Raw genomic sequence first — 21,613 nt, forward strand, 5'->3', positions numbered from 1 at the left:
AGCCGCCGAGGAGGCATCCATGAGGCGAGAGCGTGGTGCGGCGCCGCGACCGGGCGAACCGTCGCCCGCGGCGGCGCGGGCGCCCTACCGGGTCGAGGTCGCGGGCACGGTCGGCGCCGTGCCGCCACAGGTCTGGCGGAAGCTGGCCCCGGCCGACGATCCGCTGTGGTCCCAGGGGGTGTTCGCGGCGATGGAGCGCGGTCGCCTCGGCCCCGCGGGCTACCGCTACCTGCTGCTGCGCCGGGACGGCGAGGTGGCCGCCGTACTGCCGCTGTGCCTCTTTCCCGCCCTGCGCCTGGACGACGTGGTGGGCCCGCGCGAACGCCGGTTGCTGCGCCCGCTGCGCGCCGTGTGCCCCGGCCTGCTGCGGGTGCCCATGCTGTTCTGCGGCCATCTGCTGGGCCAGGGGCACATCCCGGCGGCCGGTCCGCTGCCGCCGGAGGCCGTACGGCTGCTCGTGTCGGCGGTCGGGGACGCGGCCGCCCTGGCGGGACTGGGGACCGTGGTGTTCAAGGACTTCGCCGACGCGGAAATGGCGCTGCTGCGGCCGGAGTTGGCGCGCGCGGGATATTTCTTCACGCGCAGCATGCCGGACACCGAACTACGGCTCGGATACGACTCGTTCGAGGACTACGTCCGTGCGCTGCCGGCCAAGCCGCGGCGCAACGCCCGCAGCAAGCTGCGCAAGTTCGCGGCCTGGCCGGGCGCACGCATCGAGATCGTCGAGGACTTCACTCCCCTGCTGCCCGAGATGCTCGCCCTGTACGAGCAGGTGATGGAGCGCGCGGACCAGACGCTGGACCGCCTGGACGCGTCGTTCCTCGCCGCCCTCGCGGGCGCCGCCGAGCCCCGTCGGGCGCTGGTCGCCGCGTTCGAGGGCGAGCGACTGGTGGCGTTCCTGCTGTGCCTGTTCCGGGGCACCGGCGCGACCGGGGCGCGGATCGGCCTCGACTACCGGATCGCCCACGAGGCGCGGCTGTACCACGCGGTGCACTACGCGGCGATCCGGCTGGCCATCGAATCGGGCTGCACGCATATCCGCTTCGCGCAGACCGCGTACGCACCGAAGGTGGAGCTGGGCTGCCACCTGGTCGCCCAGTCCTACGCCCTCACCCACCGGCGCCCGCTGCCCCGCGCCCTGCTGCGCGCCCTGCTGCCGCGCGCCCTGGACACCGCCCTGGCGGAAGCTCTCGGCCCGCACGCCGGGCTGCTTGCGGCGCCCGTCGCCGCCGCTCCGCCGTCCGCGCCCGAGAAGAGGTCCCCGCATGCCCCGAGTTGACGTGGAACTGCGCATCGCCGCCCCGCCCGACGCGGCATGGGCCGCCGTGGCCGATGTCGAGTCCTATCCGGGCTGCATGGACAACGTGGAGTCGGTGACGGTGGTCGAGCGCGGCGACGCCCGGCGTCGTACGACGGCGTGGTCCGTCCATCTCAAGGGCTCGGTCCTGCGCTGGACCGAGGCCGAGGTGCTCGATCACGCGGCGCGGCGGTTCGACTTCCGCCAAGTCGCCGGTGACCTGGGCGACTTCTCCGGCTACTGGGCCGTGACACCGGCCGGGGCGGCCCACAGCACGGTGTCCCTGCACGTCGACTTCGACATCGGCATCCCGCTGCTGTCCGACATGCTCAACCCGGTCGCCTCGGAGGCACTGCGGGAGAACGCGGCACAGATGCTGCGGGCGCTGGAGCGGCGGCTGGAGGGGCGCGCGGAGCAGCCTGGGGGCGGGGCGGAGGCGGACGGGGACGTGGACGCGGGGGCGGGGCGGTGACGACAGCCGACGGACGGGCCGAGGCGGCAGGCGAACGCGGCGGCACGGCCATGACCGGGGACGGCGGAAGCGCCGCGGTGACGGGTGGGTACGGGGGTGTGGGGACGGGAGAGGCCGGTGTGGACGACGAACTCCGAGACGCGCAGCGGACGTTCGATCGCGTGCGGCGGCACTTCTCGCCCCGGCTCGCGCTGACCGGGAGCTTCGCGGGGCGGGGTGCCGTGGAGGTGGGGGCCGAGGGGTGCCGGGTGACCCTCTCCGACGGTCGCAGCGTGCTCGACTTCGGCTCGTACGCCGTACCGCTGCTCGGCCACCGGCACCCGGCGGTCGTGGCGGGCGTGCGCCGGGCGCTGGACACCCTGCCCACCGCCACCCGCAGTCTCGCCAACCCGGTGACGGCGCGGGCGGCCGCCACTTTGGTGCGGTACTTCGAAGGCGCCCTGCCCAAGGTGTACTTCGGGCTGAACGGCGCCGACGCGGTGGAGGTGGCGGTCAAGCTGGCCCGGCTGGCGTCGGGGCGGAGCCGGGTCCTCGCGGTGCGCGGCGGGTTCCACGGCAAATCCACCGGCGCGCTGGCGCTCACCCACAGCCCACTGTTCCGCAGCGGGCTGCGCGGCAGCGTGATCGACGTGGCGCACGCGGACCCGGAGGACCCCGACGCCGTCGAACGAGCAGCCGAATCGGGTCAGTTGGCGGCCGTCGTCTTCGAACCGGTGCAGGGCGAGAACGGCGTCGTACCGCTGCCCGTGGCCGTGCTGCGGCGCTGGTGCGCGGATGCCCGGCGGCACGGCGCGTTCGTCATCGCCGACGAGATCCAGTGCGGACTGCGGCGTTGCGGCGAGCGGTCGGTCGCCCTCGCCGAGGGGCTGCCCGTGGACGCGGTGCTGGTGGGCAAGCCACTGGGCGGCGGCGTCGTACCGCTGTCGGCGGTGGTGTGCTCCGAGGAGCTGTACGCGCCGCTGGAGGCGGACCCGTTCCTGCACTCGGCCACGTTCGGCGGTCATCCGCTGGCGTGCGCCGCGCTGCCCCCGGCATTGGCGGCGATCGAGCAACTGGCGGCACACGGTGCGGCGTTGAGCGACGCCCTCTCCGATGGACTGGCCCGGCTGCGGGGGCGGCACGCCGACGCGGTGCGCGAGGTGCGCGGGCGCGGGCTGCTGTGGGGCATCGACTACGCCACCCCCCGTCTGGCCGGCGAGGTCGTCCTCGGTCTGGCCGACGCCGGCCTGCTGGTCTCCCCCTGTCTGAGCCGCCCCACCACCGTGCGGCTGCTGCCCTCGCTCGCCTGCGGTCCGCCGGAGGTGGCGGAGGCGCTGGCCGCCCTGGAGCACGCCACGGCCACGGCCGCGGCCCGGTGCACCGAGAGATGACCACGCCGCCCGTCCGCGCCGTGCCGACGCCGAAGGAGAACGGAACGCCCATGCCCGCCCGGACCCGTGCACAACTCGGCCTCCTGCTGCGTACCGTCGTCTGCGACGTGATCGGTACCGAACCGGAGGACCTCCACGACACCACCCGCCTGGTGGACGACTTCGGGACCGACAGTCTCGAACTCATGGAGATCGGCTCGCGGTTGGAGACCGCTCTCGGACTGCGCATCCCGGTAGGCGACTTGACGGCCGCGGAGACCCTGGGCCAGGCCGTGGACCTGCTGGAAGCCCGGCTCGCGGAGCCACGGTGAGCGGCCGTGACGCGCACGGCCGGTTCCGGGTGGCCGTCACCGGCATCGGGGTGAAGTCGCCCGCGGGCAACACGCCCGAGGAGGCGTTCCGGACGTTTCTCGCGGCCAAGTCCACGGCGGCGACCGTCGATCGGCTGGTGGCCGAGGCCGTGCCCGTGGCCTTCGCCTGCCTGGTACCGCCGTTCGAGCCCGAGGCGTACCTGACCCGGCGCGAGGCCCGGCAGATCGACCGGGTCACCATGCTGGCGCTGTGCGCGGCGGCCGACGCGGTGACCGACGCCGCGCTGCCCGGCGATCTGGCTCCGGAGCGCACGGGGGTGCAGCTCGGCACCGGTATCGGCGGCCTGCCCAGCATGGAGGCGACCGCGCTGGACCACGGCGGCTTCCCGATGGGCATGCCGGTGCACACCGTGCCGCGGACCATGACCAACTCCCCGGCGTGCCGGATCGCGATGCGGTTCGGTTTCCGCGGCTCGTGCACCACCTACGCCACCGCGTGCGCCAGCGGCACCACCGCGCTCGGCGAGGCGGCCCGCAAGATCCGGCACGGCGAACTGGACGTGGCGCTCGCGGGCGGCGCCGACGCTCCGGTCACGACCGTCATCATGAGCGGCTTCGCCCGGATGCGGGCGGTGTCGCTGCGCAACGAGGAGCCGTGGCTGGCCAGTCGGCCCTTCGCCGCCGACCGGGACGGGTTCGTGGTCGGCGAGGGCGCGGCGCTGCTGGTGCTGGAGCGGTGGGACCTCGCGGTGGCGCGCGGGGCGCGCATCCACGGGGAGATCACGGGCTACGCGGACAACTGCGACGCCTTCCACATCGTGGCCCCGCACCAGGACGGCTCGGTCGCCGCGGCCTGCATGCGCTCGGCGCTCGCCGACGCGGGGCTGTCGCCCGCGGACATCGGCCATGTCAACGCGCACGGCACCTCCACGCTGCTCAACGACCGGGCCGAGGCCGCCGCGATCGACCGCTGCTTCGCCGGGCAGTCCCCGCCGGTCACGGCGCTGAAGGGCGTCACCGGTCATCTCATCGGCGGTTCCGGGGCGTTGGAGGCGGCGCTGGCGCTGCGCTGCGCGTCGGCGGGCCTCGTCCCGGCGATCGCCAACACCCGCACCAGCCCGGAGGCGGACCTCGTGGACCTGGTCACCGGCGCGCCCCGGACGGTGGGTCCGGCGCCGGTGCTCTCCAATTCCTTCGGTTTCGGCGGCCAGAACGCCTGCCTCGTCCTCTCCCCCGCCCCCTGACCCTGACGCCCGCTCGGAGACGGAACCATGCGCATCCTCGTCACCGGTGCCACCGGTGTGATCGGCACCGAGACCGTCGACACCCTGCGCGCGTCCGACGCGCCGCCGCATGTGCTGGTGCGTACGGCACGGCGCGCGACGGACGCGGACATCGTGCCCTGGCCGCTCGGGCGGGGGCCGGTACCGGCACGGCTCGCCGGCCCCTGGGACGTCATCGTGCACACCGCGGCCTCCACCCGCTGGACGATGACCCGCGCCGAGGCGCTCGCCGCCAACGTGGACCCCCTGCGCGCGGTCCTCGCGCTCGCCGGCCCGGACACGCATCTGGTGCATGTGTCCACGGCGTACGTCGCCGGTGAACGGGCCGGGGCCGAAACGGAGTTCGACGGTTTCCGCAACGGCTACGAGTGGTCCAAGGCGGTGGGCGAGAAGGTGGTGCGCACCGAGCACGCCGGACCGCTGACGATCGTCCGCCCCCCGCTGGTCGTGGGCAGACGGCGCGACGGCGGGATCGCCCGCTTCTCCGGGCCGTACACGCTGCTGCACGCCCTGGTGTCCGGGCTCGCCGCGGTCGTCGTCGGCGACCCGGAGGGGTTCGCGGAGATCAGTCCGGTGGACGAGGTGGCACGGGCGATCGCGGGCGCGGCCCTCGGTGCTCCGCCCCCCGCTTCCCGCATCGAGACCGTGGCGGCCGGACCCGCGAGCCTGCGCCTCGCCACCCTGATCGACGTGACCTGTACGGCGCTCAACGCCTTCCGTGCCGCCCGCGGCGCCCCGCCGATCGCCCGTCCCCCGATCGTCTCCCCGGACACCTGGACCCGCTTCTTCCTGCCCCTCGCCGACCGCTACCTCTCCCCCTTCCAGAGCGAGGCCGTCAAGCTCCTGGCCATGTTCCAGAGCTACACCAGCATGGCCGCCCCCTTCACCCCGACGCATCCCGTCCGGGACCCGGCCGCCGCGATGACGACGGCGGTCCACCACTGGGCCGCCCGGAAGCCCCGGCTGGCCCTGGCGGAGCCGCGGCCGTGGACGATGCACCGATGACGGGGCGTCGGGCGGGCACGGCCCCGTGCCCGTCGCGTGCGGCCCGCCGGAAGGGGCGCAGCCAGGCGCAGGCCGTCGCCATGCCCAGGGCGCCGACGACGAGTGCGGCCCGCGGTCCGGCGGTGGCGCTCAGCCACCCGCCGAGCAGGCCGCCGACGGGCGCCGCACCCATGACGATCATGCGGATCGAGGCGTTCATCCGGCCGTACAGGTCCGCCGGGGTCAGCGAGGTGCGCAGGCTGCGCTGTGTGACGTTGAAGACGATGACGGTGGCGCTCATCACGAAGTGCGCGACGGCGATGAGGGCGGGGGCCACGCTGTGCGGTGCCATGGCCGCCGCCGGGACGATCGCCGACGCCGCCCCGGCGGCCGCGAGCGATCCGGTCAGCGCCAGCGGGACCCCGAGCCGCTCGGCGGCACGGGTGGCGGCCAGGGCCCCGGCGAAGGCCCCCGCACCGGAGGCGGAGAAGACCAGCCCGACCTGGAACGGCGTCAGCCCCACCGTGCGGGTGACGAAGACGAGGAAGGCGGGCTCGCTGAGGAAAAGGAAGAGGTTGAAGGTCCCCGACGCGCCGGTCAGCGCCCGCAGGGGCCTGCTGCCGAGGACGAAGGCGGCACCGAGGCGCACCTCCCGCCATACCTCGCCCCGCTCGCGCGGCGCCCGGACGGCGGGCGGGTCCGGCGGAATCCGCCAGGTGAAGGCGGCCGAGAGCAGGTATGCCGCCGTATTGGCCAGGAGTGCGAGGGGCGCGGTGAGCAGCTGGACGGCCATGCCGCCGATCGAGTTCCCCAGGATCAGCGATCCCGAGGAGCTGAGTTCGATCCTGCTGTTGCTCCGCACCAGGTCCTCGGTGCGCACCAGGGTCGGCAGGCAGGCCGTGTAGCCGATGTCGGACACCACCGTGCCCGCTCCGACCAGCAGGGCGACGGCGAGCAGGAGGGGAAGGGAGAGCGTGCCGGTCAGGGCGCAGAGCGGGATCGCGAGCAGCAGCCCGCTGCGCGCGAGGTCGGCCAGGATCAGCAGCCGGCGTTTGGAGTGGCGGTCGAGCCACACTCCCGCGAACGGGCTGACCAGCAGGTAGGGCAGCGTGCCGGCCGCGCTGAGCAGGCCCATCTCCAGCGGGCTGCCGTGCAGCGCCAGGGCCGTGAGGGGCAGCGCGACCACGGTGACGTTGGCGCCGAACTGCGAGACGGTCTGCGCGAGCCAGAGGTTGCGGAAGGCGGCGTTGCGCCACAGGGCCGCCACGGTCAGCCCACCTCCGCCAGCAGGTCGGCGATCACCTGCGGATGGCGGACGATCCGCTGGTGGTCGGCGTCCACCGGCCGCAGCTCGAAGGGGCCGGTCACCCGTTCCCGCCAGCGCTCGGCGTCGGTGTTGCCGGCGGCCCGGTGGAAGAGGACCCGGCCGTCGTACGTCGGCGGCCGGTAGCGGCTCAGGGCGAGGACGTTGGCCCGGAAGACGTCGTAGTCCGCGTCGGGCGCGTCCCGGAGGTGCCAGGCGCGCAGCCCGGCCTCGTCCGGGGGCTCGGCACCGGTGAAGCCGCTGTCCAGCATGGCGAGCAGTTCCACCGTCTCGCCCTCGGCGCGCAGCCGGCAGGCGATGTCGAAGGCGACCACACCGCCGAACGACCAGCCGCCCAGCCGGTAGGGGCCCTCGGGCTGGACCCGGCGGATCTCCGCCAGGTACTCCCGGGCCATGGCCTCGATCCCGGTCGTCGGCCCGGTGGCGGACAGTCCGTACACCGCTCCGAGGGCGGCCGCCAGTTCCCGGTAGCAGAGGATCGTGCCGCCCACCGGGTGCACGAGGAAGAGGGGCGCCCGCGTCCGGTCCGCGCCGCGGCCGGCCCGGTCCAGGAGTGCCGCCTGCTTCGCGACGGTCGGGTGGCCGAGCACCTCGCCGACCGGCAGCCGCTCGCCGAACTCCTCGTGCAGCAGCGCGATGAGGCGCAGGGCCGTCAGGGAGTCCCCGCCGGCCAGGTAGAAGTCCTCGTGCACGCCGACCGGGCCGGTGCCGAGTGCCCGTTCCCAGACGGCCGCCACGCGGGCCTGCGTCCGTGTCGCGGGCCGCTCCGGCTCGCCCCGCACGGGGCCGGGTTCGGGCAGTGCGGCGCGGTCGAGCTTGCCGTGGCGGGTCAGCGGCATGGCGTCCAGCCGTACCACCGCGGACGGCAGCATGTAGTCCGGCAGCCAGTTCCTGGCGAAGCCGGTCAGTTCGGCCGGTCCGATCGGTTCGCCCACGACGTATGCGACCAGCCGGCCGCCACGCAGGGCGACCGCGCACTCGTGCACCGCCTCGTGGCGGACGAGCACGGCCTCGATCTCGCCGGGTTCCACGCGGAAGCCCCTGAGCTTCACCTGGTGGTCCGCCCGGCCGAGGAACTCGATCTCGCCGTCCGGGAGTTGCCGGGCCAGATCGCCGGTGCGGTACATCCGCCGCGATGTCCCGTCCGGCAGGGTCCGCACCGGGAAGCGCTGCGCGGTCAGCTCGGGCAGGCCGTGGTAGCCCAGCGCCAGCGGCACCCCCGCCACGTGGAGTTCGCCCTGGACGCCCAGGGGCACCGGGTGGCCGTACCGGTCCAGGATGTAGGTCTCGGCGTTGGCGATGGGGCGGCCGATGGGGACCGTGCCGCGGTCGTCCTCGACACAGCGCCAGGCGGTGACCTCGATGGTCGCCTCGGTCGGTCCGTAGAGGTTGTGCAGCGCGACGGCCGGCAGCAGCGCCATGAACCGGTCCTGGAGTTCGCGGGGAAGCGCCTCGCCTCCGCTGACCACGCGGGTGAGGCTGGTGCAGAGCCGGGACTCGGGTTCCTCCAGGAAGGCCTGGAGCATGGAGGGGACGAAGTGCGCGGTGGTGATGGACTCGTCCTGGATCAGCCGGGCCAGGTAGCGGGGATCGCGGTGGCCGTCCGGCGCGGCGAGCACCAGGGTGCCGCCGCCGATCAGCGGCCAGAACAGTTCCCACACCGAGATGTCGAACGTGTACGGGGTCTTCTGCAGCACCTTCTCGCCCGCGGCCAGCGGTTCTTCGTGCTGCATCCACAGCAGCCGGTTGCACACCGCGCGGTGCGGGACCACGACGCCCTTGGGGGTGCCGGTCGAGCCGGAGGTGTGGATGAGGTAGGCGGGGGCGTCCGGGCCGACGGCCGCGGCGCCGGTCGGGACGCCGGGCAGGGCCGGCCCGGCTGCCTCGCGCTCCAGGTCCGCCACGTCCGCCTCGGTCAGCGTCAGCTTCAGGCCCGCCTGCTCGGCCAGGGCCTCCCGGCGGCGCCGCGGATGTCCGGGGTCGAAGGGGACGTAGGCGGCGCCGCACTTGAGCACGGCGAGCAGCGCGACGGGCAGCCGCGGCGACCGGTGCAGCAGCAGCCCGACGAACTGCCCCGGCCGTACTCCGCGGTGCCAGAGCGCCGCGGCCAACCTGTCGGCTCGTTCTTCGAGTCGACGATAGGTCAGTTCGGTGTCCTCGAAGCGTACGGCGGCCAGCTCGGGTGTGCGGCGGGCCTGCTCGGTGACCAGTTGGTGGAGCACGTGCTGCTGCGGATAGTGCCGCCCGGTCCGGTTCCAGGCGCGCTGCTGCTCCTGTTCGGCCGGGGAGAGCAGGACGCAGCTGGGGTAGGCGGCGTCGGGCCGGCGCGTCATGGCGTCCAGCGCGGCCACGTAGTAGCCGTGGGCCAGGGCCGTCTGCCGCTCGGTGAACTGGGCCGTGTCGTAGCGCAGGGCCAGGCGCAGCCGGCCGGTGGCGCTGTCCACGGAGAACTCGGCGCCGAAGGGGAACTCCACCTCCCCGGCCCTGTCCTCGGACACGATCTCCACCAGGGAATGGGGGGCGTCGCGTTCGACGTGGAAGTGGGTGAAGTTGAAGAAGGTCTCGAACAGGGCCGGGCGGCCGGTGATCCGCAGGATCTCCGCCAGCGGAAAGCGGCGGTGGGGCTGGATCTCCTGGTCGGCGGCGTGGACCGCGCGGATCAGCTCGGTCCAGGTGCCGCCGGTCAGCCGGACGCGCAGCGGCAGGGTGTTGAGGAACAGGCCCACGACCCGGTCGCCGTCCTGCTCCTCGACGCGGCCGTTGCAGACCACGCCGCTGACCACGTCGTCGGTGGCCGTCAGCAGGCTCAGCACGCGCAGGTGGGCGGCGAGCAGCACCGTGCGCACCGGTACGCCGAGCCTGCGGGCCAGGGCCGGTACGGCGGTGGAGAGTTCCCCGGCCAACGGACGCTCGAGGTGGCTCATCGCGGCGGGGCCGGCCGGCGGGCGCCAGCGGGGCAGCCGGGCGAGGGTCATGCCGTCCAGCTGCCCGCTCCAGAAGTCCTGGTGCCCGCGGTCCGCGACGGCGGCCTCCTCCAGTGCGATGTAGTCGCGGAAGCGCGCGGCGGGGGCGTGGACCGGTCCGGTGCGGGCGTAGCGGTGGAGCAGTTCCGTCAGCAGGGAGCGCTCGCTCCAGCCGTCCACGATCGCGTGGTGCTCGGTGACGAACAGCCGCATGGTGTCCTCGGACAGGCGCTGGACGTGGAAGCGGACGAGGGGCGGCTTCGCCACGTCGAACCGCGCGCCGCGTTCGTGTGCGAAGCGGGCCGCGACCAGCTCCTCCTGGTCCGGGCGCCCGCGCAGGTCCTCCACGGACAGCGGGACGGGGACACTCGCGTGCACCAGTTGGACGGGGCGGGAGAACCCGGTGAGCGCGAAGGAGGTGCGCAGCAGCTCGTGGCAGTCGATCAGCCCGGACACCGCGTCGGACCACGCCTGTGCGTCGAAGGCCGCGCGCAGCAGGTAGCTGCTGACGTTGTGGTAGTGGCCCGACTGCTCGCCGTGGAACACCATGCCGCACTGCAGGCGGGACATCGGGTAGGCGTCGGTGATGCCGGGTCCGGTCCGGGCGCGGTCCGCCGCGGGCAGCAGGGCGAACGGCTCCCGGTCGGTGACGTCGGCGGTGGCGGGGGTGACGACTCGGGCGAGGGCCCGGATGGTCTGGTGGCGCATCAGGTCGGCCACCTCCAGGTGCAGTCCCCTGTTCTTGGCGCCGACGACGACCTGGATGCTGCGGATCGAGTCGCCGCCCAGCGCGAAGTAGTTGTCGTCGACGCCGATCCGGGGCCGGTCCAGGACGTCCTGCCAGATCTCCGCGAGCACCGTCTCGGCGGGGGTCGCCGGGGCGGTGAAGGGTGCCACGGACTGTTCCCGCGGGTCGGGCAGGGCCTGCCGGTCGACCTTGCCGTTGGCGGTGAGCGGCAGCCGGTCGAGCACCACCAGGTGGGCCGGGACCAGATGGCCGGGCAGCCGGGCGGCCAGCCGCTCGCGCAGCGCGTCGGCGGTGCGGTCGGTGACGGCGTAGCCGACGAGCCGGCCGTCCCGGTGCACCACGATGGCGTCGAAGACGCCGTCGAGGGCGGCGAGCGCGGCCGTGACCTCGCTCGGCTCGACCCGGAAGCCGCGGATCTTCACCTGGTCGTCGGACCGGCCGTGGTACTCCAGGCCGCCGTCCGGCAGCGTCCGTACGAGGTCCCCGGTGCGGTACCGGCGGCCGTCCGGTCCGTCCACGAAGCGGGCGGCCGTCAGCTCCGGCCGGTCGAGGTACCCGGCGGCCAGTCCGGCGCCCTCGACGTACAGTTCGCCGACAACGCCGCACGGCACCGGCCGGCCGTGCCGGTCGAGGACGTGCATCCGCAGGTCGGGGAGGGGCACGCCGATGGGGCTGCCGGCGCCGTCGTGCCCGGTGTCCGCCGCCGTCAGGGGGCGGCAGGTGGCGTGCACGGTGGTCTCGGTGATGCCGTACATGTTCGTCAGGCGCGGGGTGTCCTCGGCGTGCCGGGCGTACCAGTCGCGCAGGACGGCGGGGTTGAGCGCCTCCCCGCCCAGCACGACGTGGCGCAGCGACAGGTGTCCGGTCGCCTCCCGGTCGGCGTGGATCAGCTGGATGAACGCCGACGGCGTCTGGTTCAGGACGGTGACCCCCTCCCGGCACAGCAGGTCGTGGAAGTGCAGCGGGCTCCGGCTCACCTCGAAGGGGACGACGACCAGCCGGCCGCCGTGCAGCAGGGCGCCCCACAGCTCCCACACGGAGAAGTCGAACGCGTAGGAGTGGAACAGTGTCCACACGTCGTCGCGGCCGAAACCGAACCAGGCGTCGGTGGCGGCGAAGAGTCGGCCGATGTTGCGGTGCGGGACCACGGTGCCCTTGGGACGGCCGGTGGAGCCGGAGGTGTAGATGACGTAGGCCGGGTCGTCCGGCCCCACTTTGGTGTCGGGCGGGGTGACGGGGTGGCGGGCCAGATCCGGGTCCGCGGGATGCACCAGCGGGCCGGGGTACCCGTCCAGGGTGTCGGCGGAGACCACCAGGCGGGGCCGCGCGTCCTCGAGCAGGGAGCGGGTGCGGGCCGGCGGGTCGGCCGGATCCAGCGGCAGGTAGGCGCCACCCGACTTGAGGATGCCGAGCAGACCGACGACCAGTTCGATCGACCTGGGCGCCCGCAGGCCGACCAGCACGCCCGGACCGGCGCCCAGTTCGCACAGGCGGTGGGCCAGCCGGTTGGCGCGGTGGTCGAGTTCGCGGTAGGTGACGCTCTGCTCGCCGCAGACGACGGCTACGGCGTCCGGCCGCTGCGCCGCCCGCTCGGCGAACGTCTCGTGGCAGCAGGATGGCGTGTCGAAGGCGAGGGGTGCGAGGCTCGGCGGGGGCGGCGCGATCGGCAGGTCGGCCAGGGGCCGGTCGGGGTCGTCCAGCACGGTCCGGAGCAGTTCGCCGTAGTGCTCGGCGAACTGTGCCACCAGCCGGGGGTCGAGGGTGTCGCCCCGGTACTCCAGCGCGCAGTGCAGGTCCTGGCCGTCGTCGCGGACGTCCAGGGTGAGCGCGAACTTGGCGTACTCGCACGGCAGGTCCACGGGCTCCAGGACGACGCCGGGCAGCGGGGTGCGCGCCGGGCTTGTGCCGTGCAGGCTGAAGGCCGCCTGGAAGACCGGGGAGTGGCCGGCACCGCGTTCGGCCCCGATGGCGCCGACCACGCTGTCGAAGGGCAGTTCCTGGTGGTCCAGGGCGTCGAACGCGCTGTCCCGCACGCTGCGGGACAGCGCGCGGAAGCCGGCCCGCCCGTCGAGGGCGGTGCGGACGGCGACCGTGTTGGCCAGGAGCCCGACCGTGCGGTCGAACCGGGCGTCGTTGCGGCCCGCCACGGGGGTGCCGACGAGGATGTCGTCGAGGCCCGTGTACCGGCCGAGCAGGACGCTGTAGGCGGTCAGCAGCACGGTGAACAGCGTGCCGCCGTTCTCGGCGGCGAACGCGCGCAGCCGCGCGACGGCACGGCCGCCCAGCCGGAACCCGTGGCTGCCGTCGGGGCCGGGGGCGCCGTACGGCGGAGGGAACCGCATCACCGGCAGCTCTCCGCCCAACCGCTCCTGCCAGTACCGCCGTTGCTCATCCGCCTCGGGACCGGCCAGCCATTCCTCCTGCCGGGCGGTGAACTCCGGGTACTGGAGGGCGGGTTCCGCCCGGTCGGTGAAGAGTTCGTCCAGGAGCACCTCGATGGACCAGCCGTCGGTGACGATGTGGTGCATGCACACCAGCAGGACCCACTCGGCCGGCCCCCGGCGCAGCAACCGGAACCGGATCAGCGGGCCGGTGTGCAGGTCGAAGGGACGGTCCCGCTCGGTCTCCAGCCAGCGCCGCACCTCGTCCGGTGCCAGCCGGCCGTGGGCGGCGCCGGCCGGTTCCTCGTAGCCGAAGTCCAGCCGGCCCGCGTCGTCCACGATCTGCGTCAGCCGGCCGTCGCGCAGCGCGAACCGGGTCCGCAGTGCCTCGTGCGCGGCGACCAGGCGCCGCGCGCCCGCCCGCAGGGCCCCGACGTCGAGGCCGCCCCGGATCGTGTGGCACACCGGCACGTGGTAGACGGGGGTCGGTCCGGCCAACTGGTGCAGGAAGTACATCCGCCGCTGGGCGCTGGAGGCCGGGTGTTCCACTGGGTGCTCCTATTCGGTGGGGAGGGCGCCGTGAGCGGCGAGGAAGGAGAGCGTCGCCTCGCGGGCGCGCGGGTCCCGCAGGAGCGAGGCGCGCTCGCACGGCACCCGCACATCGCCTCCGGGGGTGTCGGCCGACACGATGTTCAGCACGGGTCCGGTCGGCGCCGGCCGGGGTGCGTGCAGGGCGACGAGCAGGTGGTTCAGCCAGTCCAGGCAGGAGGCGGTCAACTGGACGGCGAGCGCCTCGGCTTCGGCGGGCGCGCAGCCGTCGCCGCGCAGGGCCCCCGACACGTGCCCGACCAGGTTGCGGCGCGCGGTGGCGAGGAAGCGCTCCGGGCGGTCCGCCAGCAGGGCGAGTTCCCCGGTCTCCGGGGCCGCCGCTCGCGCGCCCAGCTGGGCCAGGGTGTCCCGGTAGGCGTCGAGCACGGTCGAGGCGGTCACGGGCTCGGCGTCGAAGAGGACCAGGGGCGGCCGGCGGCCGGCGACGGCGAGGCGGTCGGCCAGCGCGTCGGCGAGCGGGGCCGAGGCGCAGTAGGCCAGCACCGCGCGGCACTGCCCCTCGGGGCGGCGCGCGAGGAGCTCCGCCAGATAGCCGGCCGCGTCGGCGGCGGCGGGCAGCGGTGTGCGCAGCAACTCCTCCTGCCGCAGACCGGTCTCGTCGGTGAGCCGCATCTCGTCCACCCGCGCCTCCAGGCGGAAGCCGGGATAGTCCAGCACGAGCAGCAGGGGCTCGTCCCGCGCCGCCACGCCGGTCACCACGGGAACCTGGTGCGGGCGAAGGGATAGCCGGGCAGCGGTGCGCGCGGCCCGGAGCCGGTCAGCGCGGCCCAGTCCAGCCGTGCGCCGCGCCGGTACAGCTCGGCCAGCGCGTCGTGGCCGTACGAGAGCCAGCCGCTTCCCGGCAGCACGCGCCGGCCGAGTCCGGCGAGGGCGGCCGTGGGCGCGATCTCGACGAAGTCGCGGCACCCGGCCGCGCCGAGGTCGCGCAGGGCGGCGTCGAACAGCACGGTGAACCGGGCCTGCCGGGTGAGGAAGTCCGGGTCCGGAATCGAGCCGGCCGGGAGCAGTTCGCCGTAGGCCGGGCTGGCCAGCGGGATGCGCAGTGGCCGCCAGTCCAGGCGCGCGGCCTCGGCGGCGAGTTCGCCGAGGACGGGGTCGAGCAGGGCCGAGTGGAAGGCGGTGGTCGCGGCCAGCCGGCGGTGCGGGACCTTCCGCCGGTCGAGCCAGGACTCGGCGCGGCCGACGGCGTCTTCCGTACCGGAGAGCACATGGGCGGTGGGTGTGTTGATCGCCGCCAGGTCGCATCCCGACTCGGCCGCCGCGTCCAGCGCCAGATCGAGCGGGGCGACGAGGGCGAGCATGGCGCCGGGCCCGGTGGAGCGCGTCAGCCGGTCGCGGACCGCCGCGAAGCGGACGGCTTCCGGCACGGTGAGCGCTCCGGCGACGCAGAGGGCGGCCAGTTCGCCGAGGCTGTGCCCGAGGGCGTAGTCCGGTTCCACGCCCGCCGACCGCCACATCCGGGCCACGGCCACCTGGTACACCAGGTGCTCGACCTGCGGATGCCCGAGCAGTTCGCGGTGGGCCGTGACCACCGCCCGGAACTCCGGGTGCTCGCGGTGGCGCTCCAGGTCCACCGGGCCGCCGCCCTGCCCGGAGAACGCGAAGGCGAGGGGCCCGAGCGGGGCGGGGGCGGCGGGCGGCTGGGCGGGCAGCCCGTCCAGTGCCCGCGCGAGGTCGGCGGCGGTACGGCCGGACACCGCAGTCCGGCAGGCGTGGTGCGGCCGTCCCAGGGCGAGGGTGCGGGCCACGTCCCCGGCCGGGAGGTCGCCGTGCCCCGACAGCCGGTCCCGGAGCAGGCGGCCGAGGCGCAGCAGCGACTCCGGGTCGGGGGCACTGAGCGGCACCAGCACCTCCTCCGGGTCCGCGGTCCGGCTCCGGGAGCCGGGGCGGGGCGGCTCCTCCAGGACGACATGCGCGTTGGTGCCGCCGAACCCCAGGGCGCTCACGCCCGCGCGTCTGGGCGTGCCGCCCGCCGGCCACGGCGCGTGCCGGGTGAGGAGGGCGAACGGGCTGTCCTGCCACGGCAGTCCGGGGTGCGGCTCGGTGACGTTGACGGTGGGCACCAGTTCGCCGTGGGCCAGCATCAGGACGGTCTTGATCAGGCCGGCCATCCCGGAGCAGGTGTCGAGGTGGCCGACGGAGGGTTTGACCGACCCCAGGGCGCAGCGGTCCGCGCGCCGGCCGTCCCCGGACAGGGCTCGGGACAGGGCCCGGAACTCGGCCGGGTCGCCCACCTCGGTGCCGGTGCCGTGCGCCTCGACGTAGCCGATCGTCTCCGGGGCGGCGCCGGCCCGCGCGAGGGCCTGGCGGACCACTTCGGCGTGGCCGCGCACGGAGGGGGCGGTGAAGCCCGGCTTGGCCCGGCCGTCGTTGTTGACCGCCGATCCGAGGATGACCGCGTGCACCGTGTCGCCGTCCGCCAGCGCCCGGTCCAGGCGCTTGAGCAGGACGACGGCCACCCCGTCGCCCCCGACGGTGCCGTCCGCCTTCGCGTCGAAGGCGCGCGGGACACCGCTCTCGGAGAGGATGTAACCGGGGCCGGGCCGGTAGTCCGGGACCGGCGTGTAGCGGACGGCCGCCGCGCCGGCGAGCGCGAGGTCGGCGTCCCCGGTCAGCACCGCCTGGGCCGCCAGGTGCACCGCGACCAGGGAGGTGGAGCAGGCCGTCTGGACGGTGACGGCCGGTCCGGTCAGGCCCAGATGGTAGGCGACCCGCGTGGCCAGGAAGTCCCCCTGGCCGCCGATCAGGTCGCCGATCGCCTCGACCGGGTCGTCCGTGGCGGCGGCCCGGCTGTGGTAGGGCGGCTGCGGGCCGTAGAGGTTCATGCCGCTGCCTGCGTAGACGCCGATCCTGGTGTCGTCCAAGGTCCCCGCGTAGCCGCCGTCCTCCAGCGCGTGGTAGCAGCACTCCAGCAGCAGGCGGTGCGCGGGGTCGGTCCGCCGCGCCTCCTTGGGGGTGATCCCGAAGAAGTCGGCGTCGAAGGCGTCGGCGTCGGCCACCGGCTCCCCCACGGTGCAGACGCCGGAGCGCAGGTTGTGCCAGAACTCGCCGATGTCGCGGGCGCCGGGGAAGCGCGCGGCCATGCCGATGACGGCCACCCGGCGGTCCTCGGCGGGTCCCGCCAGGGCATCTGCCGGGGCACCTGCCGGGGCCGGGGAAGCCGCCGGCGCGGACGCGGACGCGGTCGCGGGCGCGGGCGCGGGCGCGGGCGCCTGCGAGCCGCCCGCCGGCGCGGTGCCGGCGGCGGGCCGCGTCGCCGGGGGCTCGTCGTCGCCGGCGAGGTGGCGGGCCAGCGCGGCGATGGTGTAGTGCTCCGTGAGGGCGGCGAGCGGGATCGTCCGGTTCAGGGCCTTCTCCAGGCGGATGCGCAGCCTGGTCGTCATGAGCGAGGTCAGTCCCAGCTCCTGGAAGGGCGTGTCCTCGTCGGCAGGACGGCCCAGGATCGCGGTCACGGCCTCCTGGACCGCCGCGCGCTGCGGGCTCATGCCGGGTCTCCGAAATGGGCGGCCAGGGCGCGGATCGTGGGCGCTTCCAGGAACCGGGTCATCGGTACCCTGCTGCCCAGTTCGCCGCGGACCCGTTCGAGCATCCGGACGGCGTTCAGCGAGTTGCCCCCCACCTCGAAGAAGGGCGCGTCCACCGGGAGTTGCTCGGCGCCCAGCTCCAGGCACCAGAGCCGGTGCACCACTTCCTCGGTCTCCGTGGCCGGCGACCGGTCGGCCGGCACCTTCTCCGGCTCCGGCTCCAGCCGGGCGAGGCGGGCGCGGTCGAGTTTGCCGTTGCCGCCCACCGGCAGCCGGTCCAGCAGGACCCACGCCTCGGGGATCAGGTGGCCCGGCAGGGACTCGGCCAGCCTCCCCCGCAGCGCGGAGGCCCAGTCCGGCATCTGCTCGCGCAGCACGACGTAGGCCACCAGCCGGGGTTCGGGCTCGGTGCGGGCCAGTACCGCCGCCTCGGCGACCTCGGGCAGGCGGCTGAGCGCCGCCTGGGCCTCGCCGGGCTCGGTCCGCTGGCCGCGGATCTTGATCTGGTCGTCGATCCGGCCCACGTACTCCAGTTCGCCGTCGCGGTTCTGGCGGACCAGATCGCCGGTGCGGAAGAAGCGCCGTCCGTCCGCGGCCGTCACGAAGCGTTCGGCGGTCCGCTCCTCGTCGCCGAGGTAGCCGGCCGCGACCGGTGCGCCGCCGATGAGCAGTTCCCCCGCGACGCCGGGCGGCACCGGCCGGCCGTGCGCGTCCTCGATCCGCAGTACGGCGCCGGTGACGGGGCGGCCGATCGGCGGCTCCGTCCCGCCGTCCGGGTCGACGAGGTGCGAGGTGACGATGACGGACGCCTCGGTCGGCCCGTACTGGTGATGCAGCCGGGTCTCCGGCTGGGCGGCCAGGAACCGGGCGAGCGCCGGCACCAGCCGGACCTGCTCGCCGGCCGAGAACACCTCGCGCAGCGAGGGCATCGGACCGGCCGTGTCCAGCAGGGCGGCCAGCGGGGTGAACGGCATGCACAGCCGCTGCACGCCGTGGCGGCGGATGACGTCGGCCACCTCGGTCGGCTCGTAGCGGACCGCGTCGTCGAGCAGGACCAGTGCGGCGCCGCCGGCCAGGGTGGTGAAGATCTCCTGCACGCTGACGTCGAACCCCGGCGAGGTCCACTGCAGGGTCCGCAGCGGCTCGTGGGCGGACAGCTGCCAGCGCACCAGGTTGACCGGCCCGCGGTGCGGCACGGCGACCGCCTTGGGGGCGCCGGAGGAGCCGGAGGTGTAGAGGCAGTACGCGAGGGAGTCGGGGTCCACCGGGAGCCCGGGCGGTGTGTCCGGCAGGTCCTCGTCGGTGCCGGTGTCGGTGTCGGTCAGCACGAGCACGGCACGGCTGTCGTCGATCATCAGCCGGCGGCGCGGGGCGGGGAGCGCGGGATCGATCGGCACGTACGCGGCACCGCACTTGAGCACGGCGAGCAGGGCCGTGATCAGTCCCGTACCGCGCGGCAGGCAGACGCCGACGGTGTCCCCCGGCGACACGCCGTCGCGGATCAGCCGGTGGGACAGGCGGTTGGCGGCGGCGTCGAGCTGGGCGTAGGTCATGGAGACGCCGTCGCCGACGAGTGCGGGGCTGTCCGGTGCCGCCGCGGCGGCCCGCTCGAACAGCTCGTGCAGGCAGGCCGGTTCGGCGGTGCCGGCCGGGCCCTCGCGGTCGGCGAGCGCCCGCTCGTCCCGCGCGATCAGCCCGGACAGGCCGGAAAGCGGGGTGCCGGGCCGCCGGACGGCCTGGCGCAGCAGGTCCTCGACGTACTCCAGCAGCCGGGCGACGGTGTCCCGGTCGAACAGCCCGGCGTCGTACTCCGCGGTGCAGCGGACGCCGCCCGGATGCGCGGTGAGGTAGAGGGTCAGGTCGAACGGTGCCTGCTCGCGGGGCACGTCGAGGAGCCGGGCGGTGAGGCCGGTCCCGCCGAACTGCGCCGGCTGTTCCTCCTCGTACTCCACGAGCACGGTGAACAGTGGGTTGACGCCCGCGAGGCGCTCGGGATTCACCGTCTCCACCACCAGGTCGAACGGGACGTCCTGGTGGTCGATCGCGCCGAGTACCGAGCCCCGCACCCGGCGGAACAGCTCGGCGAACGAGGGATCGCCGGACAGGTCCAGGCGGACGGCCGCGGTCTCCACGAACATGCCGACCAGATCCTCGGTGCCGGCCGGCCGGTTGGTCACGGCGGTGCCGAGGACGACGTCCTCCGTGCCCCCGAACCTGCCCAGCACCGAGCCGACGGCGCCGAGCAGGGCGGTGAACGGCGTACCGCCGAGCGAGCGGCTCAGGGAGCGGATCTCACGGGCCAGCGCGGCGTCCATCTCGTGCACCAGGCTCGCGCCGGCCGCCGGGGCGGTGCCGCGGGGCCGGTCGAAGGGGAGCCGCAGCGGCGGCGCGTCGGCCAGCGTGAGCTTCCAGTACTCCAGGCTCTCGGCGGTGGGGCTGGTGCGGGGCCGCCAGGGGCCCTCGATCTCCGGGAGGCCGCCGGGCTCGCCGCGGTAGTGGGCGGCCAGGTCGCGGCAGAACACGGCGGTGGACAGCGAGTCGAAGACGATGTGGTGGGCCACCAGGTACAGCAGGTGGCGTTCCCGCCCCAGCCTGGCCAGCCGGACCCGCCACAGCGGTCCTTCGGACAGGTCGAAGGCGGGCGCGCCGGCCGTGCGGTGGAGCTCCTCGACGGCCTGCTCGTCCGTGCTGCCGGTGAGGTCCACCTCCGGGCACTCCGGCTCGAACACGGGCCGGACGATCTGCCGCAGCCCGTCGTCGCCGTCCTGGAACACCGTCCGCAGCGCGGGGTGCCGGGCCGACACGCCGCGCAGGGCCTCGCGCAGGGCGGACACGTCCAGCGGGCCTTCGAGCAGCAGCGCCTTGGGCTCGTGGTGGACGGTCCGCCCCGGATACATCCGGTCCAGCAACCACATGCGCTGCTGCGCGGGCGACGCCGGTACGACCTGCACGGGTGCGGTCTGTACGGGTGCGGTCTGCACCGGCGTGTCGGCCCGCACCGGCGCGTCGGCCGCGGGCCCGGCGTACCGGTCCTTGAGTCCGGCGAGATGCGGCAGCGCGGCCAGCATCCGGTCGCCGGGGAGGCCGAAGTCGATGAAGCAGCCGATCTCGTCCGCGCCGGCGCGCACCAGGGCGTCCAGCACCGGGCGCACCCCGTCCGGCGTGCCGATCAGCGCCCGGCTCTCGCAGTAGCGCCGGTAGGCCCGGCCGAGCAGGAAGTCGACGTCGTCGGCGTGGGTCCGGGCGAGATCGACGTCGATGCCGAGGCTGTTCATCGTGTTGTCGAACAGCGAGAGCGAGGAGCGCAGATACCCGCAGAAGGGCTCGTACGCCTCCGCCCGCACCCGGTCCTGGTCCTCGCCCAGGTAGGTGTGGACGAGGACGACGACCCGCCCCTCCTCCGGCGCCAGCCCGTGCTCCGCCCTGGTCTTGCGGTAGAGCGCGATGTTCGCCGCGAGTTGTTCCACGCTCTGCTGCATCAGATTGGTCACCACGCCGAGCCCCTCCCGTGCGGCCCGCTCGTAGCTGGCCGGGTTGGAGAGGACCGCGGCGAACAGCGGCAGCCTCGGCTGCACGGGCCGGGGGGTGAGGCGCACCTCGACCGGCTCGCCGCTGCCCGAGCGGGCGGGGAGCCCTTCACCGGCCCACAGCCGCCGCACCGTCGCCAGCCTCTCGTACATCTCCTCGCGCTGGCGGCCGTAGGTCTCCGGTGCCAGCACGAAGTCGTTGGCGTGCCAGCCGCCGGCCACGCACAGACCGGCACGGCCGCCGGAGAGGTTGTCGACGACCGACCACTCCTCGGCCACCCGGATCGGGTGGTGCAGCGGCAGGACGACCGAGCCGGCGTGCAGGCGGATGGACGTGGTCCGGGTGGCCAGGGCCGCGGCCAGCACGGAGGGGTTGGGGAACAGGCCGCCGAAGGAGTGGAAGTGGCGCTCGGGGAACCACAGCGCGTGGAAGCCGTGGGTGTCGCCGAACTCGGCGGCCTCGATCAGGTCGCGGTACCGGGCCGTGTTGTCGCCCTCGGGGTAGTTCCCGAAGAAGTAGAGACTGAAGTCGACGGCTCCGGCGGGCGGTCGGGCGGCGGGCGTGTCGCCGGCGTCCGCACGGTCGCCGGCCAGCCGCCTGGCCAGCTCGCGTACCGTCAGCTCGTCCTCGAACAGTTCGCGCACCGGGACCCGCACCCCGAACCGGTCGTGCGCCTTCCTCGTGAGCGCGAGCAGGCTGAGCGAATCACCGCCCAGGGCGACGAGCGAGCGGTCGGGGTCGACCGCCGGCACGGGGATGCCGAACTGGGCCGCGACCAGGGCGCGGACCGCGTTCAGGACCTCAACCATGGTGGTTCTC

10 protein-coding genes and 1 pseudogene are annotated in these 21,613 nt (G+C 74.7%); 6 read left to right on the forward strand and 5 right to left on the reverse strand.

The features are described 5' to 3' along the window. Positions 1–19: 19 nt before the first annotated feature. From ACZ7EC_RS03710 to ACZ7EC_RS03735, 6 genes are all read left to right on the forward strand, one after another. On the forward strand, positions 20–1,279 hold the full coding sequence (locus ACZ7EC_RS03710; protein WP_471057330.1) for a GNAT family N-acetyltransferase: 1,260 nt from the start codon (positions 20–22) through the stop codon (positions 1,277–1,279). Next, positions 1,266–1,769, forward strand: a complete 504-nt coding sequence (locus ACZ7EC_RS03715) for a type II toxin-antitoxin system RatA family toxin (RefSeq protein WP_471057333.1) — start codon at positions 1,266–1,268, stop codon at positions 1,767–1,769. The genes ACZ7EC_RS03710 and ACZ7EC_RS03715 overlap by 14 nt, the downstream gene beginning before the upstream one ends. A gap of 119 nt (positions 1,770–1,888) precedes the next feature. Next, a complete protein-coding gene (locus ACZ7EC_RS03720) occupies positions 1,889–3,139 on the forward strand; it encodes an aspartate aminotransferase family protein (RefSeq protein ID WP_471057336.1) in 1,251 nt (416 codons plus the stop codon). Positions 3,140–3,189: 50 nt separating this feature from the next. Then, positions 3,190–3,450 (forward strand): acyl carrier protein, encoded by a 261-nt coding sequence (locus tag ACZ7EC_RS03725; protein ID WP_471057339.1) that lies wholly within the window; start codon positions 3,190–3,192, stop codon positions 3,448–3,450. After that, the gene (locus ACZ7EC_RS03730) at positions 3,447–4,694 is read left to right on the forward strand and encodes a beta-ketoacyl-[acyl-carrier-protein] synthase family protein (protein ID WP_471057342.1); all 1,248 of its coding nucleotides are present in this window, start codon (positions 3,447–3,449) and stop codon (positions 4,692–4,694) included. The genes ACZ7EC_RS03725 and ACZ7EC_RS03730 overlap by 4 nt, the downstream gene beginning before the upstream one ends. Before the next feature lie 27 nt (positions 4,695–4,721). After that, positions 4,722–5,738 carry an SDR family oxidoreductase gene (locus ACZ7EC_RS03735; protein WP_471057345.1) on the forward strand — a complete coding sequence of 339 codons (1,017 nt, stop codon included), beginning with the start codon at positions 4,722–4,724 and terminating at the stop codon, positions 5,736–5,738. 70 nt (positions 5,739–5,808) lie between these two features. Here the strand turns inward: ACZ7EC_RS03735 and ACZ7EC_RS03740 are convergent. The 5 genes and pseudogenes from ACZ7EC_RS03740 to ACZ7EC_RS03760 all read right to left on the reverse strand — a co-directional run. Next, positions 5,809–6,984, reverse strand: a pseudogene (locus tag ACZ7EC_RS03740) (MFS transporter); the annotation flags it as partial. Positions 6,985–6,986: 2 nt separating this feature from the next. After that, a complete protein-coding gene (locus tag ACZ7EC_RS03745; RefSeq protein ID WP_471057348.1) occupies positions 6,987–13,682 on the reverse strand; it encodes an amino acid adenylation domain-containing protein in 6,696 nt (2,231 codons plus the stop codon). 9 nt (positions 13,683–13,691) lie between these two features. Continuing rightward, complete coding sequence (locus tag ACZ7EC_RS03750) at positions 13,692–14,441, reverse strand: carbohydrate kinase family protein (protein WP_471057351.1); 750 nt, start codon at positions 14,439–14,441, stop codon at positions 13,692–13,694. Continuing rightward, entirely contained in the window at positions 14,435–17,227 is a 2,793-nt protein-coding gene (locus ACZ7EC_RS03755; RefSeq protein WP_471057354.1) for a type I polyketide synthase, read from the reverse strand. The genes ACZ7EC_RS03750 and ACZ7EC_RS03755 overlap by 7 nt, the downstream gene beginning before the upstream one ends. Beyond that, positions 17,224–21,603 (reverse strand): MupA/Atu3671 family FMN-dependent luciferase-like monooxygenase, encoded by a 4,380-nt coding sequence (locus ACZ7EC_RS03760; RefSeq protein WP_471057357.1) that lies wholly within the window; start codon positions 21,601–21,603, stop codon positions 17,224–17,226. The genes ACZ7EC_RS03755 and ACZ7EC_RS03760 overlap by 4 nt, the downstream gene beginning before the upstream one ends. Positions 21,604–21,613: the final 10 nt, after the last annotated feature.

The sequence above is a fragment of the Streptomyces sp. NPDC037203 genome, from assembly GCF_055605065.1.